The following is a 19175-nucleotide window of genomic DNA, read 5'->3' as shown; positions in this document are numbered from 1 at the left end:
TCCAACGCGAGGCGGTTACAGTTTGCTCGCCCGCGGCCCGGCGAAGTACCAGATGATCACCCCGAGCAGGGGCAGTACGACGATCAGCACGATCCAGAGCAGTTTCGCGACCAGCTCGGTCCGCGCCTGGATGACGTTGATGATCGCCCAGATGTCGGCGATCAGGATCAGCAGGCCGATCAGGCCTCCAAAGGGCATGTCCATGTGGGTTCCTCCTTTGACGTGTGGGTAGCGCTTTTCACCCGTTCCGTAACACCCTACTTGAATTCGCCGGGGGCTGCAGGCGCTGCCCGCATCCGCTATCGTTGCCCCACGGTTGGACAGGCCCTGATAACCGCTCATGGAAAACCACCTTCACATCAGCGCCTCGTTGCGCCTGCCCCTCGATGAAATCGAGCTGACGGCGACGCGTTCGCAGGGCGCCGGTGGCCAGCACGTGAACAAGGTGGCCACGGCCATCCACCTGCGCTTCGACAGCCAGGCGTCGTCGCTGCCCGAACCGTGGAAGGAAGCACTGCTGCGCTGCGGCGACCAGCGGGTGGGCAGCGACGGCGTGGTGGTAATCAAGGCCCAGCGCCATCGCAGCCAGGCCCGCAACCGGGAAGATGCCCTGGTCCGCCTGGCGGCCCTGATCCGCGACAGCCACCGGCCGCGCAAGGCGCGTATCGCCACGCGCCCGACCCGCGCGAGCCAACGGCGGCGCGTCGACAGGAAAACGCACCGCGGCCGGATCAAGGCTCGCCGTGGCCGCGTCGATCCCCGCGGCGGTGAGGGCTAGGGCCGGTCATGGAACGCGAGGAGTGCACGGCGCACTGCCCTTACTGCGGTGAGCCCCTGACGCTGCTGCTCGACCCCATGGAGGCGGGCACCGACTACATCGAGGACTGCCAGGTCTGCTGTCGCCCCATGGTCGTCGCCGTGTCGGCAGAGGCCGACGGCTCGCTTTCGGCGCTCGTCCGCGCGGAGCACGAGTAGTGCGCCCGCGCGTCCTCGTCATCGGCGGTGGCTTCGCCGGCCTGTCCTGCGCCCTGGCGCTGCCGGCGGCGCGCTTCTCCGTCACCCTCGTGGATAAGTCGCCGTCCTTCGAGTTCCTGCCGGCGATCCACGAGCTGGTCTCGGGGCTGAAACGGCCGGCAGCGCTGCGGCTGCCGCTCAAGCCCGTGCTGGAACGGGAGGGGCACCGGTTCCGGCGTGGCGAGGTGCTGTCCATCGACACCGCGGCGCGCCGGGTGCACCTGCCCAGGGGCAGCCTGCGCTACGACATCCTGGTGGTGGCCGTGGGTGCGGCCGATGCCGACTTCGGCGTGAGCGGCGTGCGCGAGCATGCCATGCCCTTCAAGTCGGTGGCGCAGTGCGCGGCCATCGGCAAGCGCCTGCGCGGGCTTTTGCGGGAGCCGCGTCCCGGCCGCGTGACGATCGTCGGGGGCGGCCTCGAGGGCGTGGAGTGCCTCGGCGAGGTGCTCCGGGCTCGCGGTGATCGCGAACTGCCGATCACTCTCGTGGAGGCGGGCCCGCGGCTGCTGCCCGGTGCGCCGGCGCCGGTGGGTCGCCATCTCGCGGGCCACTGCGAGGCGGCGGGTGTCGAGCTACGCAGCGGCGAGGCGGTCGAGCGGGTCACGGCGAAGACGGTGAAGCTGGCCGGCGGCCGTCGCCTGCGCTCCGCGCTGACCATCTGGACCGGGGGACCCGCGCCCCGGCCGCTGCTGGCCGGGAGCGGCCTGGCGGCACCCGGGCGCTGGGCCGCCGTCTTGGACAACCTGCGCCTCGAGGGGGCCGACGATGTGTTCATCGCGGGGGACAGCGGCGAGCTGCCGCAGCCGCTTTCGCGGCAGGCCTACCATGCACTGGCCATGGGCCGGCACTGCGCGCAGGAGATCGAGCGGGCGGAGCGCGGGCGCGCGCCCCGGGCCTTCAGGCCCGCCGAGAAGCCGCAGCTGATCGCCTTCGGCGAACTGGATTGCGTGCTGCTGCAGGGCAGGCACGCCCTGGCGTCGCCGGGGCTCTCGCTGGCGAAGGAAGCGATCTTCCAGGCGGTGATGGCGCAGCTCGACCAGCGGCCCCTGCCGGACCGGCTAGCCGGCGTGCTTCGCCGCGCGGCAGCCGCGGCGCCGGCGATGGCCTGGCCCCTGCCGCGGCTCGGTGAACTGCGGCGCCGGGGCCGGCTGAAGGTGCTCTGCTGAACGGGGCCTGCAGCGCCGCCGGCTAGTCCAGCGTCGCGAGGAACGCGTTCGACTCCGCGATCGCGGTGTTCATCTCGGCGACCAGCCGGTCCACGTCCGCGCGAATTGATCCGAGCTCACCCTGCAGCGCGCCGATCGCACTGGCGTTCAAGTTGTGCTTCAGGTAGAGCACGTTGTCCCGCAAGGCATCGAGTACCGGGTCCATGCGGGTTTCGGCGCGGCGCATCGCGGCGATGAGCTGCTCGTAGCGGCGGCGCGTGTCGCGCAGCTTGGCCTCGCTGTCGCGGCGCAGGCTGGCGCTCGAGTACTGCGCCAGCTCGTCTTCCCACTCGTCGAACAGGTCGCCGGCCACGTCCTCGATGGCACCGATACGCCCGCGCACGCGCTCCGCCGCGGCCTCGCTGGCCTCGTATTCGTCGTTGAGGTCCTCGTACACCTCCTGCAGCTCGCCGCCGTCGAAATCGACCAGGGCACTGTAGCGCTCGAGCGCCGTGGTGAACTGCTCCTGGGCGTCTTCCTGCGCATCGCGGGCGTCCTCGACCCGGTCCACGAGGATATCCCGCTTCTCGAGCCCGACCTTTTCCATGGCGGCGTAGTAGGTGGATTCGCAGCCGCCGAGCCACAGCAGCAGCGGCAGCAGTAGAACAGTGAATGTGCGCACGGATCGATCCTCCCCGAAGTCAAGCGCCCGGGGAATTAGAGCACAAATCGGCGCTGGAGGTGGCGCGGTCAGCTCAGGCTGGCCGCACCGGGAACACGGCCCCGCCCGCCTGCAGCAGGGCGACCAGTTCGTTGATCGGCACGGGCCGGCACAGGTAGAAGCCCTGCGCCTCGGCACAACGGCATTCCCGCAGCCGCTCGAGCTGGTCGGCGGTCTCGATGCCCTCGGCGAGTACCCGCAGGTTGAAGGTGTCGGCGAGACGGGTGATGGACTTCACGATGGCGAGGGAACGGTCATCGGTGTTCACGGTGGCGGTGAAGGAACCGTCGATCTTGAGCTCCTGCACGGGCAGGTCCTTGAGGGCCGCGAGGCTCGAGTAGCCGGTGCCGAAGTCGTCTAGGGCAAAGTCGACGCCGCATTTCCCGAGTTCGCGAATGCGCTGGATGGAGGCCTCGAGGTCACGCAGGGCGGCATACTCGGTGATCTCTATCTGCGGCTTGATGGGCCAGTCGGCCATCGGCGCCATCTGCTCGCGAAGCCAGGGAACGAAGTCGCCCCGGGAGAACTCGTCCGGGGTCAGGTTGATGGACACGCGCGGCAGGGTGCCGTCGTTGAGCCCGGTGTGCTCGAGGTCCTCGATCACGCGGCTGATCACCAGCTCCGAGAGCGCCCGCGACAGGTCGAACTGCTCCGCGAGGGGGACGAAATCAGAGGGCGGTATGGGGTTGCCCTGCGGATCGTTCCAGCGCACGAGGACCTCGCAGCCGGACAGCCGGTTGTCCGCGAGGCGCACCTGGGGCTGGTAGTGCACGTGGAGCGCACGTTCCCGCAGTGCCTCGCGCAGGGCGCGCAGCAGGTCCTGCCGTTGCCGGTCGGCCCGGGTCAGGCGGTCGTCGTAGAAGTTCAGGTGGTCCGGTCCGCGGCTGCGGGCAGCGCGCAGGGCGCTGGTGGCGGCGGCGAGGAGCGAGTGCGCGTCGTGCCCGTCGCGCGGGTACAGGGCGGCGCCGCCGCAGGCCGTCGCCCGCTGACCCAGGGCGAGCAGTGGCTCGAGGAGCCGGCGGCGCGCATCGAGCGCGAGCTCCAGCGGTTTCTCCCGCTCCGCCGCTTCGGTCAGGGGCAGGGCGAGGGCGACTTCGTCGGTGCCGAGGCGGGAAAGCAGGTTGTCGGCCGTAAAGCTCGCGCGCAGGTGGGCGCCGATCTCCTCCAGAGCCTGCTCGGTACCGTCTTTTCCCAGCTTGCGCGCGATGTCGCTGAAACCATCGATGTTGAGGATCAGCACCAGCAGTTCGTTCTCGTCGCCCTCACGCTCAATGGCGTCGTCGAGATACTCGAGAAACAGCTTCCGGTGCAGGAGGCCGGTTTGCGCGTCCAGCTCGCGCAGCCGCTGTATCTGGCGAAGGTGCGAGTAGCTGAGGGCGAACAGCATGACCGTGGTGAGGGCGATGAAGAACCAGCCCTTCGCCGTCTGCAGGCGGCCCAGCCGGTCGGCATCGCCGCCCACGGCGAGGAGCAGGGCGTTGTCGGAAATAAAGATCCACAGGATGCCGAGGACGAGGTAGGGTGCCACGATGCGCGTGGCGGCAATGATCGCCTTGTTCAAACCGCCACCCCGGCTGCCCAGGCGCACTTGCTGCCCAGTCTAGTCAAGGGTTCGGGGCTTGTCGCGGACCGTGCCTCAGGGTTTGAACAGCGCCGCGTTGATGATGGACCAGAGGTGCAGCAGCACGGCCGGAATCCAGAACACGAAAAGCACGACGGAGGCGCCCAGCGCATAGCAGGCGGATGTCGACAGGAAGAATAGGAGTGCAGCCAGCACCCGCCCCTGCACGAGCTGCCCCAGCCCGGGGATGAAGAAACTGCAGATCGCCGCGAGCACATTGCCGCCGGAACCCTGTCCTGCCATGGTGTCGTCCACTCCTTGCGCCGTTGACAGAGCTGCATCAGCTCTACCCTTCAAGGGGAAGCTAAGCGATCGGGGAGGGCACTGGCAAGCCGAGGGTGTCCCCCGGGCGGCCTTCGGTTACCCTTGGCGGGCGGTGTCGCGCGGCGCGGCCGTGGCACGCCAAGGCGTGTGCGACAGGAGCAACGGCAATCACGGGGAACCCTGCCATGAGCCTCAAGGACAAGACGCTTTTCATCAGCGGCGCCAGCCGCGGTATCGGCCTCGCCATCGCCTGCCGGGCGGCCGCCGACGGCGCGAACGTGGTGATCGCGGCCAAGACCACCGAACCGCACCCGAAGCTGCCGGGTACCATCTACACGGCCGCGGAGGACATCGAGGCGGCCGGCGGCCAGGCCCTGGCCGTGGTCTGCGATATCCGCTTCGAGGACCAGGTGGAGGCGGCCGTCACCCAGGCCGTGGCGCGCTTCGGCGGCATCGACATCTGCATCAACAACGCCAGCGCCATCAGCCCCACGCCGACCCTCGAGACGGCAATGAAGCGCTACGACCTCATGCACAGCGTCAATACCCGCGGCACCTTCCTGGTCTCCCGGCAGTGCATCCCGCACCTCAAGGCAGCGGCCAACCCGCACATCCTCAACCTGGCACCGCCGCTGGACATGGATCCGAAGTGGTTTGCCCCGCACGTCGCCTACACCATGGCGAAGATGGGCATGAGCCTGTGCACGCTGGGGATGGCGCGGGAGTTCGCCGGTGACGGCATCGCGGTGAATTCGCTCTGGCCGCTGACCGCCATCGACACGGCCGCCGTGCGCAATGTGCTCGGTGGTGCGGAAACGGTAGCGGGCAGCCGCACACCGGCGATCATGGCCGACGCCGCCTATGCGATCCTCAACCGGCCGTCGCGGGAGTGCAGCGGGAACTTCTTCATCGACGAAGTGCTGTTGCGGGAAGAAGGCGTCACGGATTTCGCGCCCTACGCGGTCGATCCCGACGCCGATCTTTTTCGGGATTTCTTCGTCCCGGACGCGGTGGCGGAGGCCCTGCCGACGAAGACCATCACGATGTACTGAGGGGGGCGTTCGACGCTCGCGGCACCCGTGTTGCTCACGGGCGCCTAGGGGACGGCCCCGGTGGCGGTCTCGACCGGTGCCTCGAAGGCGAAGACGCGCGCCCAGTCCCTGGCCATGTCGACCACGGTCCAGCCCAGTGCCGGGGCACGCTCCAGGCCCTCGTCGAGCTTGCCGACGTGGGACTCGCGGTCATAGGCCCACTCGCGCTCGCCGTCCGTGTGGTGAAGCAGCAGGCCGAAGCGCGGGCCCTCGCCGCTGGTGGTCCAGGTGAGCATCTCCAGGTCGCCGTCGGAGTTGCCGGAGGCGAAGATCGGCCGCCGGCCGATCACCTGCTGGATGCCGACCGGCTTGCCCGGGCCGTCGTTGATATGGGAGAGCTCCGGCAGCCGCTGGAGCGTGCCGCCGCTGTCGTCCGCCCGGTAGGTGAGTTGGAAGCGGCTGCCGATGATGCGCTCCGGCGGAATACCGTAGGCCGCCGGCGCCCAGGCGCGCATGAACGCGACGCCGCCGCCGGAGACGATGTAGCAGGTAAACCCGTTGTTTCCCAGGTAGTCGAGGAGTTCGCGCATGGGCGCGTAGGTCAGGTCGGTATAGCGCTGACCGAAGCGCGGGTGCGTGGCCGACGCGGCCCAGTCCGCCACGAGTCCGTTGAAGGTCGTGCTGTCGAGGCCGGTATGCGTGGCCAGGACGAGCTTGACCAGCGCCGCCTCGTCGAGTGCGGCGAGGGCGGCCGGCCCTTCTGCGAGGATGCTGCTGAAAGGGGCCTGCTGGCGTAATGCCGGCTCCGCCTCTGCCAGCGCCCTGAGCCGGTCCACGGCAAAGAGCAGCTGGAAGTAAACAGGCTGCTCGGCCCACAGGTTGCCGTCGTTGTCGAACACGGCGATGCGTGCCTCCATCGGGACGAAGTCATCGCTCGCCGGGTCGCTGACGCGCGCCACGAAGTCGAGGATGGCGGCCCGCGTCGGCGTTTCGCGCCAGGAGGGCAGCGGCTCCTCGTCCGCCCGTCCTGGTGTGCTGAACGCACAGAGACAGGCCAGCGCTGCGAGCAGCGCTGGCCAGCGCCATGCGCGGGACGGGGCGGTCACGTTGCCCGGGCGGTCACGGGGCCCCGGGCGGTAAGGCCAGCGTTTCCATGACCTGGTCGAGGGAGAAACTCGCCGCCTTCTGCCGCGGCGGGTATTCCTTGAAGGTCGCCAGGAATTCACCGACGTAGTCCTGGGCGGGCACCAGCATGTAAGCGTGATCCAGTATCCAGTCGTAGTAGGTGTTGGATGTCAAAGGCGCGCGCTCATAGGGGTCACGACGCAGGTTGAACATCAGCGGTGTGCGCAGCACGACGAACGGTTCCATCCATAGACGCAGCGTTCCGGTTTCCTGCTGCTCCATGAAGACGAGCTTCCAGTCGCGGTAGCGTAGTGCAGTCAGGTCGCCATCGTCCGAGAAGTAGAAGACTTCGTCCCGCGGCGCGCTGTCGGCCTCACCGGTAAGGTACGGGAGGAAGTTGTAGCCATCGAGGTGGACCTTGTACTTGCGGCCGATGGCGCGGTGTCCCCCCAGCAGCTTTTCCTTCACGTCCGCTTCACCGGCCGCTGCCAGGAAGGTGGGCAGCCAGTCCATGTGGTGCATGATCTCGTTGGAAATGCTCCCCGCCGGGATGTGCCCGGGCCAGCGCACCATGGCCGGAACGCGCCAGCCACCTTCCCAGTTGGTGTTCTTCTCGCCGCGGAAGGGCGTCATGGCGGCATCGGGCCAGGTGTTCATGTGCGGGCCGTTGTCGGTGGAGTAGAACACGATGGTGTTGTCCGCGATGCCGAGCCTGTCGAGCGCCGCCAGGAAGTCCCCGATGTGCGCGTCGTGCTCGACCATGCCGCAGGTGTACTCGTCCGCCCGCGGGAACTGTTCCTTGCACGCCGCCATCTTCTCGTCCGAGACGTGGGTGCGGAAGTGCATCCGCGTGCCGCTCCACCAGACGAAGAAGGGCTTGTCGGCCTTCACGGCGCGCTCGATGAAGTCGAGTGCGGCGGTGGCCGTCTCGTCGTCGACGGTCTCCATGCGCTTCTTGGTGAGCGGGCCGGTGTCCTCGATCTTGCCGTCGGCGGCGGAGCGGATAACGCCGCGGGGGCCGTACTTCTCGCGGAAAGACGGGTCCTGCGGGTAGTCCTCGTTCTCCGGCTCTTCCTCGGCATTCAGGTGGTAGAGGTTGCCAAAGAATTCGTCGAAACCGTGATTGGTCGGCAGGTGCTCGTCCTTGTCGCCGAGGTGGTTCTTGCCGAACTGACCCGTCATGTAGCCATGGTTTTTCAGCAGCCCGGCAATAGTAGGGTCCTCTTCCCGCATGCCGAGGTCCGCGCCCGGCAGGCCGACCTTGGACAGGCCCGTCCGGAACACGGACTGGCCCATGATGAACGAGGAACGCCCGGCGGTGCAGCTCTGCTCGCCGTAATAGTCCGTGAAGATCATGCCCTCGTTGGCGATGCGGTCGATGTTGGGCGTCTGGTAGCCCATCAAGCCCATGGTGTAGGCGCTGATATTCGACTGCCCGACGTCGTCACCCCAGATGACGAGAATGTTGGGCTTGTCGGCTGCGACGGCCGGCAGCGTGAGCGCTGCGCCGAGCAACAGCGCCGTGCGGCGAAGAAAACTGATCATGGTAGAGTCACCTTATTGTTGTGCTTCGCATTGACTGTAGCTTTTTTTTTCACTGCCCGCTAACTCTGGTTGAATCAATGTGAACCCCGGTCTGTCCGCGTCCGCTAGCGGTGCCGGTGCAGCCCCGACAGGCGCAGCATGATCCAGTCGCTCACGGCCGTGGGCAGCCACTGCTTGATGGCGATGAACACGCGGTTCTTCCGCGGTACCACGTAGCGTGCTCCGGGGCCGTCGGCTTCGCAGGCGCTGACGATGGCGCCGGCGGCCGCGACCGGGTCCGCGCCCTTCGCGTGCAAACCACGGTGAAAGCGCATGACCGTTTCCAGCTGCGCGCGGTAGGCGGGCGCGGTCACCGCGTGCTGCTCGAGCTGCGCCTGCTCGGTCGCGCCAAAACCGGTTTTCACGGCGCCCGGCTTGACCAGCACCACGTCGATCCCGTGCGGGCGCAGCTCGATGCGCAGGCTGTCCGACAACGCCTCGAGCGCGTGCTTGGTGGAGGCATAGGGACCGAAGAAGGGCAGGGTGACGTTTCCGGCCACGGAGGAGACGTTGACGATGCGTCCGCTGCCGCGCTCGCGCATCGCCGGCAGGAAGGCGCGGGTCACGCGCAACAGGCCGAAGACGTTGGTCTGGTACTGCGCCTCCAGGGCGGCGTCGTCGATGCATTCCAGGGGGCCCACGCAGGCGTAGCCGGCGTTGTTGACCAGGATATCCAGCGGCTCCCCGCCGGCGAGGGTCGCCACCGCCGCGGGGGCGCCGGCCACCGCTGCCGGGTCGGTCACGTCCAGGGGCAGGGCGTGCAAATTCGGCGACTGGGCGGCCAGGCTCTCCAGCGCTTCCCGGTTGCGCCCGGCGCCGATGACCGTGTGGCCCTTGTGGGCGAGCAGTATCGCCGCGGCGCGGCCGATGCCGGCGGTTGCGCCGGTGATGAGAATGCGTGCCATGGTGCGCGAGCCTCCCGCTCAGGACGTTGCCGGCAACCCGCGCCGGTCAGACCATTGCCTCGATGAGATGCGGCCCCGGCGTCGCCAGGGCCTCGGCCAGCTGCGCGTCGAACTCGGCCACGGTGCTCGCCCGGCTCGCTTTCACACCCATGCCGCGGGCGAGGGCGGTGAAGTCGAGGTCCGGGTTGGACAGGTCCAGCATGGACAGGGTGCGCGCGTTCGGTTCGCCGGCGCCCACCCGCTCCAGCTCGATGTTCAGGATCGCGTAGCTGCGGTTGTTGAAAAGAATGGTGACCGTATCGGTCTCTTCCCGGGCGAGGCTCCACAGCCCCTGCAGCGTATACATGGCGCTGCCGTCGGCTTCGAGGTTGATCACCTTGCGGTCCGGGCAGGCGATGGCGGCGCCGAGCGCCGCGGGGATGCCCTGGCCGATGGCGCCGCCGGTGAGGGCGAGCCAGTCGTGCCGCGGCGCCCGCTCGGTCAGCAGGTAGGCGCCGAGCCCGTTGGTGGCGCCGTCGTCGACGACGATCGCGTCCTCTGGCATGTGCCGGGCGAGGAGCTGGCCGACCAGCAGGCCGTCCAGGGGACCATCGTCCGGTGCCGGGGTCTCGGCAGTCTGCACGAGCGTGGGCTCGCCGGTCGTACCCACCGCGGCCACCAGGGCCTCCAGGGCGCCGTCGATGTCCTCTGCCGCGGTGGCCAGCGTGCTCACCTCGCAGTCGGTGGGCGCCAGCCAGCTGGCCTTGTCCGGGTAGGCGAAGAAACTCACCGGGGCGGGCGCGCCGACCAGCACCAGGTGCTCGGTGCCGGCAAGCGTTTCCGTGGCCTGCTCCGCAAAATAGGGCAGGCGCTCCACTGCCACGCGCCCGGCGCCGCGCTGGAGCCGCGCCGGGAACACCTGGCACACCAGCCGCGCCCCGGTGGCGGCAGCAAGCTGGCCGAGCCGGTAGAGGTTCTCCTCGCGCAGGGCGCGGCCGCCGAGAAAGAGCACGCTGGGGCGGCCGCTCTTGAGGCGCTCCGCGGTTGCCGCGATGGTCTCCTCCGCCACGGCCGGTGCGGCGGGGGCGGGGCGCAGCGGGGCGGCGCCGTTCGACGGGTTCCAGGCGTGGTCCGCGGGTACGACGACGGTGGCGATACGGCCGTTCTCCGCCTGTGCCTCGGCGACGGCGGCCGCGCCGGCAGCGGCGAGGTCGTCCGGCGATTCGGCCACGTGCGTCCAGGCGGAGGCCCAGTCGGCGAGCCCCGGCAGGTCGGAGGTCAGCGGTGCGTCGTACTGCAGGTGGTAGCTGGCGTGGTCGCCGACGATGTTCACGAGCGGCGAGCCCGCGCGGCGGGCGTTGTGCAGGTTGGCCAGGCTGTTGGCGAAGCCGGAGCCCACGTGGAGCAGGGTGATCGCCGGCTTGTCGGCCATGCGGCCGTAGCCGTCCGCGGCCCCGGAGGCCACGCCCTCGAACAGGCAGAGCACCGGGCGCATGCTCCCCGTGTTGCCGATGGCGGAAACCAGCTGCATTTCCGAGGTGCCGGGATTGGCGAAGCAGACCTCGACGCCGCTGGCGACGAGAGTCTCGAGGAGAGCGTCGGCTCCGTTCATGGGCGGGTTCCTTTCATCGTTGGCTTCTTATTCGCTGTCGGCGGCTTCGCGTCGTTGCCGGGGGAATTCCTGTCGCGGCGGCGCACCCGCGCGGGGTGCGTGAGCACGATAAGTATTTGAGGCATTTCCCGCAAGTAGCCTAGAATGCCGCCTCCCCGGGCGAGCCAGGAGTGCCAGCGTGGCCAGTAACCGCAGGTCGAGAAACATCACCCAGGGCGTCCAGCGCGCCCCGAACCGCTCCATGTTCTACGGCATGGGTTACGAGGCGAGCGACTTCGACAAGCCGATGATCGGTGTCGCCAACAGCCATTCCACCATTACGCCCTGCAACGCGGGCCTGCAGCCCCTGGCGGATGCGGCGGTCGCCGCTCTCCGGGAGGCCGGCGCGAACCCGCAGGTCTTCGGCACGCCGACGATCAGCGACGGCATGGCCATGGGCACAGAGGGTATGAAGTACAGCCTGGTGTCGCGCGAGGTGATCGCCGACTGCATCGAAACCTGCGTGGGCGGCCAGTGGATGGACGGCGTCCTCACCATCGGCGGCTGCGACAAGAACATGCCGGGCGCGATGATGGGCATGCTGCGCGCCAACGTGCCGTCGATCTTCGTCTACGGCGGCACCATTCTCCCCGGGCGCCTCGGCGACCGTGATCTGAACATCGTCAGCGTCTTCGAGGCGGTGGGCGAGTACAGCGCCGGGCGCATCAGCGAAGACGACCTCATCGCCATCGAGCGTCACGCCATCCCCGGCACCGGGTCCTGTGGCGGCATGTATACGGCCAATACCATGAGTGCCGCGATCGAGGCCCTGGGCCTGTCGCTGCCGTATTCGAGCACCATGGCCAATGTCGAGGACGAAAAGGAAGTCAGCACGGCCGAAAGCGCGCGGGTGCTCGTCGACGCCGTGGCAGCGGACCGCAAGCCGCGCGACATCGTGACCCGCGAGGCCATCGAGAACGCCGTGGCGGTGATCATGGCCACCGGCGGTTCCACCAACGCCGTGCTGCATTTCCTGGCCATGGCCCACTGTGCCGAAGTGCCGTGGACGATTGACGACTTCGAGCGCATCCGCCGCAAGGTCCCGGTGATCTGTGACCTGAAGCCGAGCGGCCGCTACCTGGCCATCGACCTGCACCGCGCCGGCGGCATTCCCCAGGTCATGAAACTGCTCCTCGAAGGCGGGCTGCTCCACGGCGACTGCATGACGATCACGGGCAAGACGATTGCCGAGACCCTGGCGGACGTACCCGCCGAGTGCCCGGCGGGCCAGGACGTGATCCGGCCGCTGGATAACCCACTCTACCCGGCAGGCCATCTCGCTATTCTTCGCGGCAACCTCGCGGAAGAGGGCGCCGTGGCCAAGATCACGGGCCTCAAGAACCCGGTGATCACCGGCCCGGCCCGCGTATTCGACGACGAGCAGTCGGCGCTCGACGCCATCCTCGCCGGCGGAATCAAGCCCGGCGACGTGGTGGTGCTGCGCTACCTGGGACCCCGCGGTGCCCCGGGCATGCCCGAGATGCTGGCACCGACGAGTGCGCTCATCGGCCAGGGACTCGGCGAGAGCGTGGGGCTGATCACCGACGGCCGCTTCTCCGGCGGGACCTGGGGCATGGTGGTAGGTCACGTCGCGCCCGAGGCCTCCGTGGGCGGGACCATCGGCCTCGTCGAGGAAGGCGACAGCATCACCATCGACGCGCACGAGCTGCTGCTCAAGCTCAACGTCGACGAGGCGACGCTGGCCGCCCGCCGCGAGCGCTGGCAGCAGCCGGCGCCGCGCTACACGCGAGGTGTGCTGGGCAAGTTTGCCCGCAACGCGGCCTCCGCCAGCCACGGCGCTGTGCTCGATCGTTTGGAGGATTGATCGGGCGCCGGGGGCGGCGCCTCAGGCGCCGCTCAGCCGTCGTCGCCCCGGCGCAGCCGTTCCGCCTTGTCCAGCACCTGGTCCCGCAGCCCGTCGCGGTAGCGATGCAGCCGCTGCCGCAGGGCGTCGTCCCCGGTTGCCAGGACCTGGGCGGCGAGCAGGCCGCCGTTGGTGGCGTTGTCGATGGCGACGGTGGCCACGGGGATGCCCGCGGGCATCTGGACGATGGAAAGCAGCGCATCCTCCCCCGCGAGCTTCGTGGCGCTGATGGGAACCCCGATGACCGGCAGGGCGCACAGGGACGCGACCATGCCGGGGAGGTGGGCGGCGCCGCCGGCGCCGGCGATGATCACCCGGATGCCGCGCTCCTCCGCTTCGCGCGCGTAGGCGTAGAGCCTGTCGGGAGTGCGGTGGGCGCTGACGATATCGATCTCGTAGGCAACGCCGAGCTCGTCGAGCACGACGGCTGCCGCGCGCATCACCGGCAGGTCCGAGTCGCTGCCCATGATGATCCCGACCCGGGCGTTCATGCGGCTTCTCCCCGGCTGCCGGTGAGGCGGCGGTAGGCGGCCGTCGCGAGCTCGCCGGCCTCGGCGGCGCTGGCGCCGGTGGCGGTGATATGGCCCAGCTTGCGCATGGCGCGGGCCGGGGCCTTGCCGTACCAGTAGGTGGCCACGGGGCCCTCGGTGCTGCGTCCCGCGGCGCGGTCCCGGGCGGCCCCGGCGATGGCCTCGGTGCAGAGCAGGTTGCGCATGGCCGCCGGCGTTTCCAGCGCCGTGCCCGTTAGCGGGAGCCCGGTCACCGCCCGCAGGTGCTGCTCGAACTGGGACGACTCGGTGGCTTCCAGCGTGTAGTGGCCGGCGTTGTGCACCCGCGGCGAGATCTCGTTGATGACCACGCGGCCGTCGGCGCAGTGGAACAGTTCCACGCCGAAGGTGCCTACACCGTCCAGCGCCTCGATCGCGGCGCGGGCGACACGCTCGGCTTCGGCGAGGACAGTCTCAGCGGCGTCGCTCGGGGCGTAAACCCACTCCAGGACGCTGTAGTCGCCGTCGAAGGTCATGTCGACCGGGGGGAAGCAGTGGATCTCGCCATCCCGGGCGCGCACAACGATGACGGCGATCTCCCGGAAGTCGCCGGCGTGGGCCTCAAAGAGCGTTTCGCCGGGCCAGGCCCGGGCGAGGGCGGCCTCGTCGCGCAGCAGCTGCACGCCGCGCCCGTCGAAGCCGCCGCGCAGCGCCTTCTGCACCACCGGGTAGCCCAGTTCCCGGGCGGCAGCCGCCGCTTCGCCGTCCTCGCCGCTGGCGAGGACGAAGGGCAGCGTGGGCAGGCCCGCGTCGGCGAGCCAGCGCTTCTGCCGCGCCTTGTCCTGGATGGTTTCGATCACCGCGAGGCTGGGATGGCAGTGGATACTGCCGGCGGCCTCCGCCCGGCGCAGCACTTCCACGGTGACCGGGTGCACGTCCTCGCGCTCGTAGGTGACGATATCGCAGGCGTCCGCCAGGGCCTGCACGGCCGCCGCGTCGTCCATGGCGCCGACCACCGCTGCACCGGCGCGCTGCGCCGCGGGGCTGTCCGCATCGCCGGTGAGGATGACGGTGTCGATGGCCAGTGCCTGCGCGGCCTCGCACAGGAACATGCCTAGCTGGCCGTCGCCAACGATGCCTACGCGAATCTTCATGCTGCCCCCGCCTGTCTGGGCCTTATCCTGGAAAGCCGGGCACTATACCTGTCCCGAGTGTAGCATCAAGCCCCGCGGCGGCCGCGGCCTCGGTTCAGGCCGCGCTGGCGGACTCCGCGAAGGCCCGGGCGGCCTTGTAATCGGCCTTGCCGTTCGGCGCCCGGAAGGGCTGGGGCGCCGCGAAAACCCGTTTCGGCGCCTTGTAGGGCGCCAGCCGCTCGCGCACCGTGGCGACCAGCGCCGCCTCGTCCAGGCCGGCGCCGGGGACGAGGTGTACGATGGCGGTCACGGCCTGGCCCCAGGTCGGGTCCGGGAGGCCGACGACGAGGGCATCCTCGACGTCCGGGTGCGCTTTCAGGGCCTCCTCCACTTCCTCCGGGTAGATCTTCTCGCCGCCGGAGTTGATACACACCGAGCCCCGTCCGAGCAGCGTCAGCGTGCCGTCCTCGGCGACCAGGCAGTAGTCGCCGGGTACGGCGTAGCGGTGGCCGTCGATGGTGCGGAAGGTCTTCGCGGTTTTTTCCGGGTCCTTGTAGTAGCCCTTCGGGATGGGGCCGCCGAAGGCGATGAAGCCGGGCTGGTCGCCGCCCCGCGGGAGTTCCCGGTCGCGCTCGTCGAACACCCGGCAGAGATCGTTGGTCATGAAGCGCGCGGTCTCCACCGGCGCATCCCTGGTCATGATCGAGGCGCCGAAGCCCACCGCCTCCGACGCGCCGAAGCTGTCGGCGATCGCCGCCTGCGGCAGGTGCGCGAGCAGGCGCTGCTTGATCTCGGTGCTGAACATGACACCGGAGGAGATGATCATCCGGAGGCTGTCGAGGTCGTAGCGGTCGCGGCCCTCGTCCAGCGCGGCCAGCAGGGGCCGGGCAAAGCTGTCGCCGACGATGGCGATCTGCGACACGCGGTGCCGGTCGATTGCTTCCCAGACGGCCCGGGCATCGAGGGAGGGGTTCGGCAGCGTGACCACGGTGCCGCCACTGAAAAACGCGCCCATGGCGGTGAACAGGCCGGTGCCGTGCATGAGCGGGCAGATGGGCAGGATCGTCGCCCCCGGGCCGTTGGCGGCGATCGTCGACCGCAGTTCTTCCAGCGTCTCCGGCACCGGGCCCACGGCGCGCAGGGCCAGCGACTGGGCTTCGCGCAGGTTGTGCTGGTCCCACATCACGCCTTTCGGCATGCCCGTGGTGCCGCCGGTGTAGAGCAGCAGCAGGTCGTCGCCGCTGCGGGGCCCCGGCAGGTTGCTGCCGTCGCCGTCTCCGGCGAGCGTCTCGTAGGCGAGCGCCCAGCCCGGTACCGGTCCGTCGCCGACCTCCACCCAGGCCTTCACCGCAGGCAGCCGCGGGCGCAGCGCATCGACCCGGTCGCGGAAATCGGCGTCGTAGAACACGGCCTCGGCGTCGGCGTTGTCGAGGATGTAGTGCAACTCGTCCTCGCGATAGCGGTAGTTGACGTTCGCATGCACGAGCCGTGCGCGGAAGCAGGCCGCCAGCGTTTCCATGAAGGCGGGGCTGTTGCGCAGGTAGAACCCCACGCTCGCGCCGGGGGCGAGCCCGGCCGCCTGCAGGGCGCGACCGAGGTTGTTGCTGCGCCGGTCGACGGCCTGCCAGCTGAGCACGCGGTCGCCGTGGACGAGGGCGGGGTGTTCGGGCGGCAGTTCAGGGATGATCGTGTCGAGGATGTCGCCGAAGTTCCAGGCCATGGGCTTGCTCCCTGTTATTGCTATCCAGTTACTTCTGTGGGGGTGTTACGCGGTTCTCGTCCGGCAGGATGCGCGCCACGCCCCGACCGCGGCGGTCAGCGGCGGCAGCCGTGCCGGCGGGGCCCGCGGTCACCAGCTGCACGTCGCCGAGGTGACCCCAGTCGTTCGGCTCGACCCGGTAGCCGAGGTCCTCGAGGCCGCGGCGGGTCCCAGCGGGGATGGGCCACTGGTCGTGGCGGATGAGCCTGGCCTGGGGCAGCTGGTGGTGGAAGCGGGTGGCGTCGACGGCGTCCTGCGGCGCGAGGCCCGCATCGACGAGGTTCAGCAGTACCTGGAACACCGAAGTGAAAATGGTGCTGCCCCCGGGGGTGCCCAGCACGATGGCCGGCGCGCCGTCCTCGAGGAGAATGGTCGGGGTCATGGAGGACAGCATGCGCTTGCCCGGGGCGATGGCGTTGGCTTCGCCGCCGACGACGCCGAACTCGTTGGGCACGCCCGGCGCGGCGCTGAAGTCGTCCATCTCGTTGTTGAGCAGGAAGCCGGCGCCCTCCACGACCACGCCGGAGCCGAAGTCCCAGTTCAGCGTGTAGGTGAGGGAGACGGCGTTCCCGGCCGGGTCGAGGATCGAGAAGTGGGTCGTGTGCGGCCCCTCGAGGCCGGGTGGCACCGCCTCCGGCGGGCTGATCGCCGCCGCGTTGACGCCGGCCGCGCGGCGCGCGAGATAGGCCGGGTCGAGGAGCGCGTCCACCGGCACGGGGACGAAGTCGGGGTCCGCGAGATAGCGCGCCCGGTCGGCGAAGACGCGCTTTTCCAGCTCTGCCAGCAGGTGCAGGTAGCGGGGCTCGTTGTGCCCGGTCCCCTCGAACAGGGGGGCTGCAGCTTCCCGCAGGGCGAGGAGTTGCAGCAGGGCGACACCCCCGGAGCTCGGCGGTGGCGCGGTCAGCACCGTGTAGCCGCGCCACTGGCCCGCGAGCGGCTCGCGCCAGCGCGGGCTGTAGCCCACGAGGTCGGCCGCGCTGATCAGGCCACCGCTCCGGGCCTGCTGGGCGAGCAGCAGCTCGGCCGTGTGGCCGCGGTAGAAGTCCTCCGGGTCGGTCGCGAGCCGCTCGAGCGTCGCCGCGAGCTCCGGCTGGCGGAAGCGCTGCCCCGGGACGAGCCCGCCGAAGTAGCGGGCGAAGTTGGTCTCGCCGGCCAGGAACGCGCGGGTTTCCCCGGCGATCTCGGCCAGCCCCGGCGGTACGGCGAAGCCGTCGCGGGCGAGGCGGACTGCCGGCGCGAGCAGCCGCGCCCAGGGCAGGGTGCCGTAGCGCCCGTGGGCTGCCGCGAGACCGCGCACGGTGCCGGGCACGCCGGAGGCGCGGCCGCCCACCAGCGCTTCGCGGGCGCGGAAGCTGCCATCCTCGGCGAGGTACATGTCGGCCTGCGCCGCGGCGGGGGCAGTCTCGCGGAAATCGAGGAAGGCCGGTTCACCGCCCATCACTGCGAGCAGGAAGCCGCCGCCGCCGATGTTGCCGGCCTCCGGGTAGGTGACGGCCAGGACGAAGGCCGCCGCGATGGCGGCGTCCACCGCGTTGCCGCCGTCGGCGATGACGCCGGCGGCGGCATCGGCGGCGAAGGGGTCGGGCATGGCGAGGGCGCCGTAGGCCCGGCCCTGGGCGGCCGGGGGATGGGCGACCAGGGCGACCGTGAGCAGGAGTGCGGTGAGGAGCCGGAGGATCACGGGTGACCGATTCCGTTAGGGCGACGGCGCAGACGATAGCAGAGGGTTCGTGCCCGGGCCATGGGGCGGCCGGCGTTCAGCCCTCGTCGCTCGCCTGCACGAACTCGGTGATCTCGAGGTTGAAACCGGAGAGGGCGTTGAAGTGGATCGGCGCCGACATGAGGCGCATGCGGCCGACGCCGAGGCGGCGCAGGATCTGCGACCCGGTACCGATGACCCGGTAATTCTGGCGCCCCGAGGCCGGGTCGCTGCCGGTGACGGAGGGCGGCTCCGGGAAGGCGTCGACCTCGTCGAGGAGTGTCTCCCGGGTGCCCGGCTGGCCGATGAGCACGACCACGCCGCGGCCGGCTTCGGCGACCGCCGCCATGGCGCGCCGGTAGGACCAGCCCTCGGCGCCGCTGATGCGGGTGCCGAGGACATCGCGCAGCGTGTTGATGGTCTGCACCCGGACCAGCGTTTCCGCGTCCGGATCCAGCTCGCCCACGGAGAGGGCGAAATGCAGCGTGTCGTCGACCTGGTCGACGAAGGTGTGCAGCGTGAACGGCCCGAATTCCGTCTCCACGGCCTTGCTGCCGTGCAGCTCCACGGACTGTTCGTGCAGGCTGCGGTACTCGATGAGGTCGGCGATGGTGCCCATCTTCAGGCCGTGCTTCTCGGCGAAGGTCTCGAGCTCGGGGCGCCGGGCCATGGTGCCGTCCTCGTTCATGATCTCGACGATCAGCGCCGCCGGCTCGAAGCCCGCGAGGCGGGCGAGGTCGACCCCGGCCTCCGTATGCCCGGCGCGGCGGAGCACGCCGCCGGCCTTGGCCACGAGGGGGAAGATGTGCCCGGGCTGGCGGATGTCGCCGGGCCCCGCGTCCGGGCGCACGGCGACCCGGGCCGTGTGCGCGCGCTGCACGGCGCTGATGCCCGGGCCCTTGCGCTCGGTGGCGTCGATGGACACCGTGAAGTTGGTCTCGTGCTGCGAGCGGTTGTCGCGCACCATCAGGGGCAGCTGCAGCTGCCGCGCCCGCGCCTCGGTGATCGGCATGCAGATGAGGCCGCAGGCTTCCGTGGCGAAGAAGTTGATGATTTCCGGCGTCACCGCCTCGGCGGCGATGATGAGGTCGCCCTCGTTCTCCCGGTCCTCGTCATCCATGAGGATGACCATCCGCCCGGCGCGGATGTCGTCGATGAGCTCGGGAACGCTGGCGAGGGCCACGGCTTTTGC

At 69.8% G+C, this 19175-nt stretch carries 18 protein-coding genes; 5 read left to right on the top strand and 13 right to left on the bottom strand.

The features are described 5' to 3' along the window. Window positions 1-15: 15 nt before the first annotated feature. On the bottom strand, window positions 16-204 hold the full coding sequence (locus RKE50_RS08575; protein WP_350035873.1) for a PLD nuclease N-terminal domain-containing protein: 189 nt from the start codon (window positions 202-204) through the stop codon (window positions 16-18). A gap of 136 nt (window positions 205-340) precedes the next feature. Here RKE50_RS08575 and arfB point away from each other — a divergent pair, with 136 nt between their 5' ends. Genes arfB through RKE50_RS08560 form a run of 3 tightly spaced genes read left to right on the top strand, consistent with a single transcriptional unit; the run spans window position 341 to window position 2180 of the window. Further along, window positions 341-778 (top strand): alternative ribosome rescue aminoacyl-tRNA hydrolase ArfB, encoded by a 438-nt coding sequence (gene arfB, locus RKE50_RS08570; RefSeq protein ID WP_350035871.1) that lies wholly within the window; start codon window positions 341-343, stop codon window positions 776-778. Window positions 779-786: 8 nt separating this feature from the next. Beyond that, window positions 787-975, top strand: a complete 189-nt coding sequence (locus RKE50_RS08565; protein ID WP_350035869.1) for a zinc ribbon domain-containing protein — start codon at window positions 787-789, stop codon at window positions 973-975. Then, complete coding sequence (locus RKE50_RS08560; protein WP_350035867.1) at window positions 975-2180, top strand: NAD(P)/FAD-dependent oxidoreductase; 1206 nt, start codon at window positions 975-977, stop codon at window positions 2178-2180. The genes RKE50_RS08565 and RKE50_RS08560 overlap by 1 nt, the downstream gene beginning before the upstream one ends. Before the next feature lie 22 nt (window positions 2181-2202). Here the strand turns inward: RKE50_RS08560 and RKE50_RS08555 are convergent, their stop codons facing one another. From RKE50_RS08555 to RKE50_RS08545, 3 genes are all read right to left on the bottom strand, one after another. Further along, a complete protein-coding gene (locus RKE50_RS08555) occupies window positions 2203-2841 on the bottom strand; it encodes a DUF2959 domain-containing protein (protein WP_350035865.1) in 639 nt (212 codons plus the stop codon). Window positions 2842-2914: 73 nt separating this feature from the next. Next, the gene (locus RKE50_RS08550) at window positions 2915-4441 is read right to left on the bottom strand and encodes a putative bifunctional diguanylate cyclase/phosphodiesterase (protein ID WP_350035863.1); all 1527 of its coding nucleotides are present in this window, start codon (window positions 4439-4441) and stop codon (window positions 2915-2917) included. Window positions 4442-4516: 75 nt separating this feature from the next. Next, window positions 4517-4744 carry a DUF6677 family protein gene (locus RKE50_RS08545; RefSeq protein WP_350035861.1) on the bottom strand — a complete coding sequence of 76 codons (228 nt, stop codon included), beginning with the start codon at window positions 4742-4744 and terminating at the stop codon, window positions 4517-4519. Between the two features lie 206 nt (window positions 4745-4950). Between RKE50_RS08545 and RKE50_RS08540 the strand changes: the two genes are divergently transcribed. After that, the gene (locus RKE50_RS08540; protein ID WP_350035859.1) at window positions 4951-5817 is read left to right on the top strand and encodes an SDR family oxidoreductase; all 867 of its coding nucleotides are present in this window, start codon (window positions 4951-4953) and stop codon (window positions 5815-5817) included. 44 nt (window positions 5818-5861) lie between these two features. On the opposite strand, the gene RKE50_RS08535 is transcribed toward RKE50_RS08540, so the two are convergent. The 4 genes from RKE50_RS08535 to RKE50_RS08520 all read right to left on the bottom strand — a co-directional run bounded on the left by RKE50_RS08535 (window position 5862) and on the right by RKE50_RS08520 (window position 11001). Further along, window positions 5862-6902 carry an HAD family hydrolase gene (locus RKE50_RS08535; RefSeq protein ID WP_350035858.1) on the bottom strand — a complete coding sequence of 347 codons (1041 nt, stop codon included), beginning with the start codon at window positions 6900-6902 and terminating at the stop codon, window positions 5862-5864. A gap of 13 nt (window positions 6903-6915) precedes the next feature. Beyond that, window positions 6916-8466 carry an arylsulfatase gene (locus RKE50_RS08530; protein ID WP_350035856.1) on the bottom strand — a complete coding sequence of 517 codons (1551 nt, stop codon included), beginning with the start codon at window positions 8464-8466 and terminating at the stop codon, window positions 6916-6918. A 104-nt stretch (window positions 8467-8570) separates the two neighbouring features. Further along, window positions 8571-9410 (bottom strand): SDR family oxidoreductase, encoded by an 840-nt coding sequence (locus RKE50_RS08525; RefSeq protein WP_350035854.1) that lies wholly within the window; start codon window positions 9408-9410, stop codon window positions 8571-8573. Between the two features lie 46 nt (window positions 9411-9456). Beyond that, window positions 9457-11001, bottom strand: a complete 1545-nt coding sequence (locus tag RKE50_RS08520; RefSeq protein ID WP_350035853.1) for an acetolactate synthase large subunit — start codon at window positions 10999-11001, stop codon at window positions 9457-9459. 178 nt (window positions 11002-11179) lie between these two features. On the opposite strand from RKE50_RS08520, the gene ilvD reads away from it, so the two are divergent. Further along, window positions 11180-12865, top strand: coding sequence for a dihydroxy-acid dehydratase (gene ilvD / locus RKE50_RS08515; RefSeq protein ID WP_350035852.1), 1686 nt, complete (start codon window positions 11180-11182; stop codon window positions 12863-12865). A 32-nt stretch (window positions 12866-12897) separates the two neighbouring features. Here the strand turns inward: ilvD and purE are convergent, their stop codons facing one another. The 5 genes from purE to ribB form a co-directional block, all read right to left on the bottom strand. After that, window positions 12898-13395 (bottom strand): 5-(carboxyamino)imidazole ribonucleotide mutase, encoded by a 498-nt coding sequence (purE, locus tag RKE50_RS08510; RefSeq protein WP_350035851.1) that lies wholly within the window; start codon window positions 13393-13395, stop codon window positions 12898-12900. Next, window positions 13392-14546: a 5-(carboxyamino)imidazole ribonucleotide synthase gene (gene purK / locus RKE50_RS08505; RefSeq protein WP_350035849.1), complete on the bottom strand. Its 1155-nt coding sequence runs from the start codon at window positions 14544-14546 to the stop codon at window positions 13392-13394. Before purK ends, purE begins: the two co-directional genes overlap by 4 nt. 94 nt (window positions 14547-14640) lie before the next feature. Continuing rightward, entirely contained in the window at window positions 14641-16245 is a 1605-nt protein-coding gene (locus RKE50_RS08500; protein WP_350035847.1) for an acyl-CoA synthetase, read from the bottom strand. Between the two features lie 28 nt (window positions 16246-16273). Further along, on the bottom strand, window positions 16274-17965 hold the full coding sequence (gene ggt, locus RKE50_RS08495; protein ID WP_350035846.1) for a gamma-glutamyltransferase: 1692 nt from the start codon (window positions 17963-17965) through the stop codon (window positions 16274-16276). A 76-nt stretch (window positions 17966-18041) separates the two neighbouring features. Next, window positions 18042-19166, bottom strand: coding sequence for a 3,4-dihydroxy-2-butanone-4-phosphate synthase (gene ribB / locus RKE50_RS08490; RefSeq protein ID WP_350035844.1), 1125 nt, complete (start codon window positions 19164-19166; stop codon window positions 18042-18044). Between the last annotated feature and the right edge of the window lie 9 nt (window positions 19167-19175).

The sequence above is a fragment of the Pseudohaliea sp. genome (genome assembly GCF_040217025.1).
Classification (GTDB): domain Bacteria; phylum Pseudomonadota; class Gammaproteobacteria; order Pseudomonadales; family Halieaceae; genus Pseudohaliea.
The sequence above is the reverse complement of the archived record's forward strand: the minus strand, read 5'-3'. Positions and strand labels throughout refer to the sequence as shown.

What these genes read in the sequence shown, in the direction of transcription:
- RKE50_RS08575 (WP_350035873.1), bottom strand. Translation starts at nt 204, where the DNA reads ATGGACATGCCCTTTGGAGGCCTGATCGGCCTGCTGATCCTGATCGCC.
- arfB (WP_350035871.1), top strand. Translation starts at nt 341, where the DNA reads ATGGAAAACCACCTTCACATCAGCGCCTCGTTGCGCCTGCCCCTCGAT.
- RKE50_RS08565 (WP_350035869.1), top strand. Translation starts at nt 787, where the DNA reads ATGGAACGCGAGGAGTGCACGGCGCACTGCCCTTACTGCGGTGAGCCC.
- RKE50_RS08545 (WP_350035861.1), bottom strand. Translation starts at nt 4,744, where the DNA reads ATGGCAGGACAGGGTTCCGGCGGCAATGTGCTCGCGGCGATCTGCAGT.
- RKE50_RS08540 (WP_350035859.1), top strand. Translation starts at nt 4,951, where the DNA reads ATGAGCCTCAAGGACAAGACGCTTTTCATCAGCGGCGCCAGCCGCGGT.
- RKE50_RS08530 (WP_350035856.1), bottom strand. Translation starts at nt 8,466, where the DNA reads ATGATCAGTTTTCTTCGCCGCACGGCGCTGTTGCTCGGCGCAGCGCTC.
- RKE50_RS08525 (WP_350035854.1), bottom strand. Translation starts at nt 9,410, where the DNA reads ATGGCACGCATTCTCATCACCGGCGCAACCGCCGGCATCGGCCGCGCC.
- RKE50_RS08520 (WP_350035853.1), bottom strand. Translation starts at nt 11,001, where the DNA reads ATGAACGGAGCCGACGCTCTCCTCGAGACTCTCGTCGCCAGCGGCGTC.
- purE (WP_350035851.1), bottom strand. Translation starts at nt 13,395, where the DNA reads ATGAACGCCCGGGTCGGGATCATCATGGGCAGCGACTCGGACCTGCCG.
- purK (WP_350035849.1), bottom strand. Translation starts at nt 14,546, where the DNA reads ATGAAGATTCGCGTAGGCATCGTTGGCGACGGCCAGCTAGGCATGTTC.
- RKE50_RS08500 (WP_350035847.1), bottom strand. Translation starts at nt 16,245, where the DNA reads ATGGCCTGGAACTTCGGCGACATCCTCGACACGATCATCCCTGAACTG.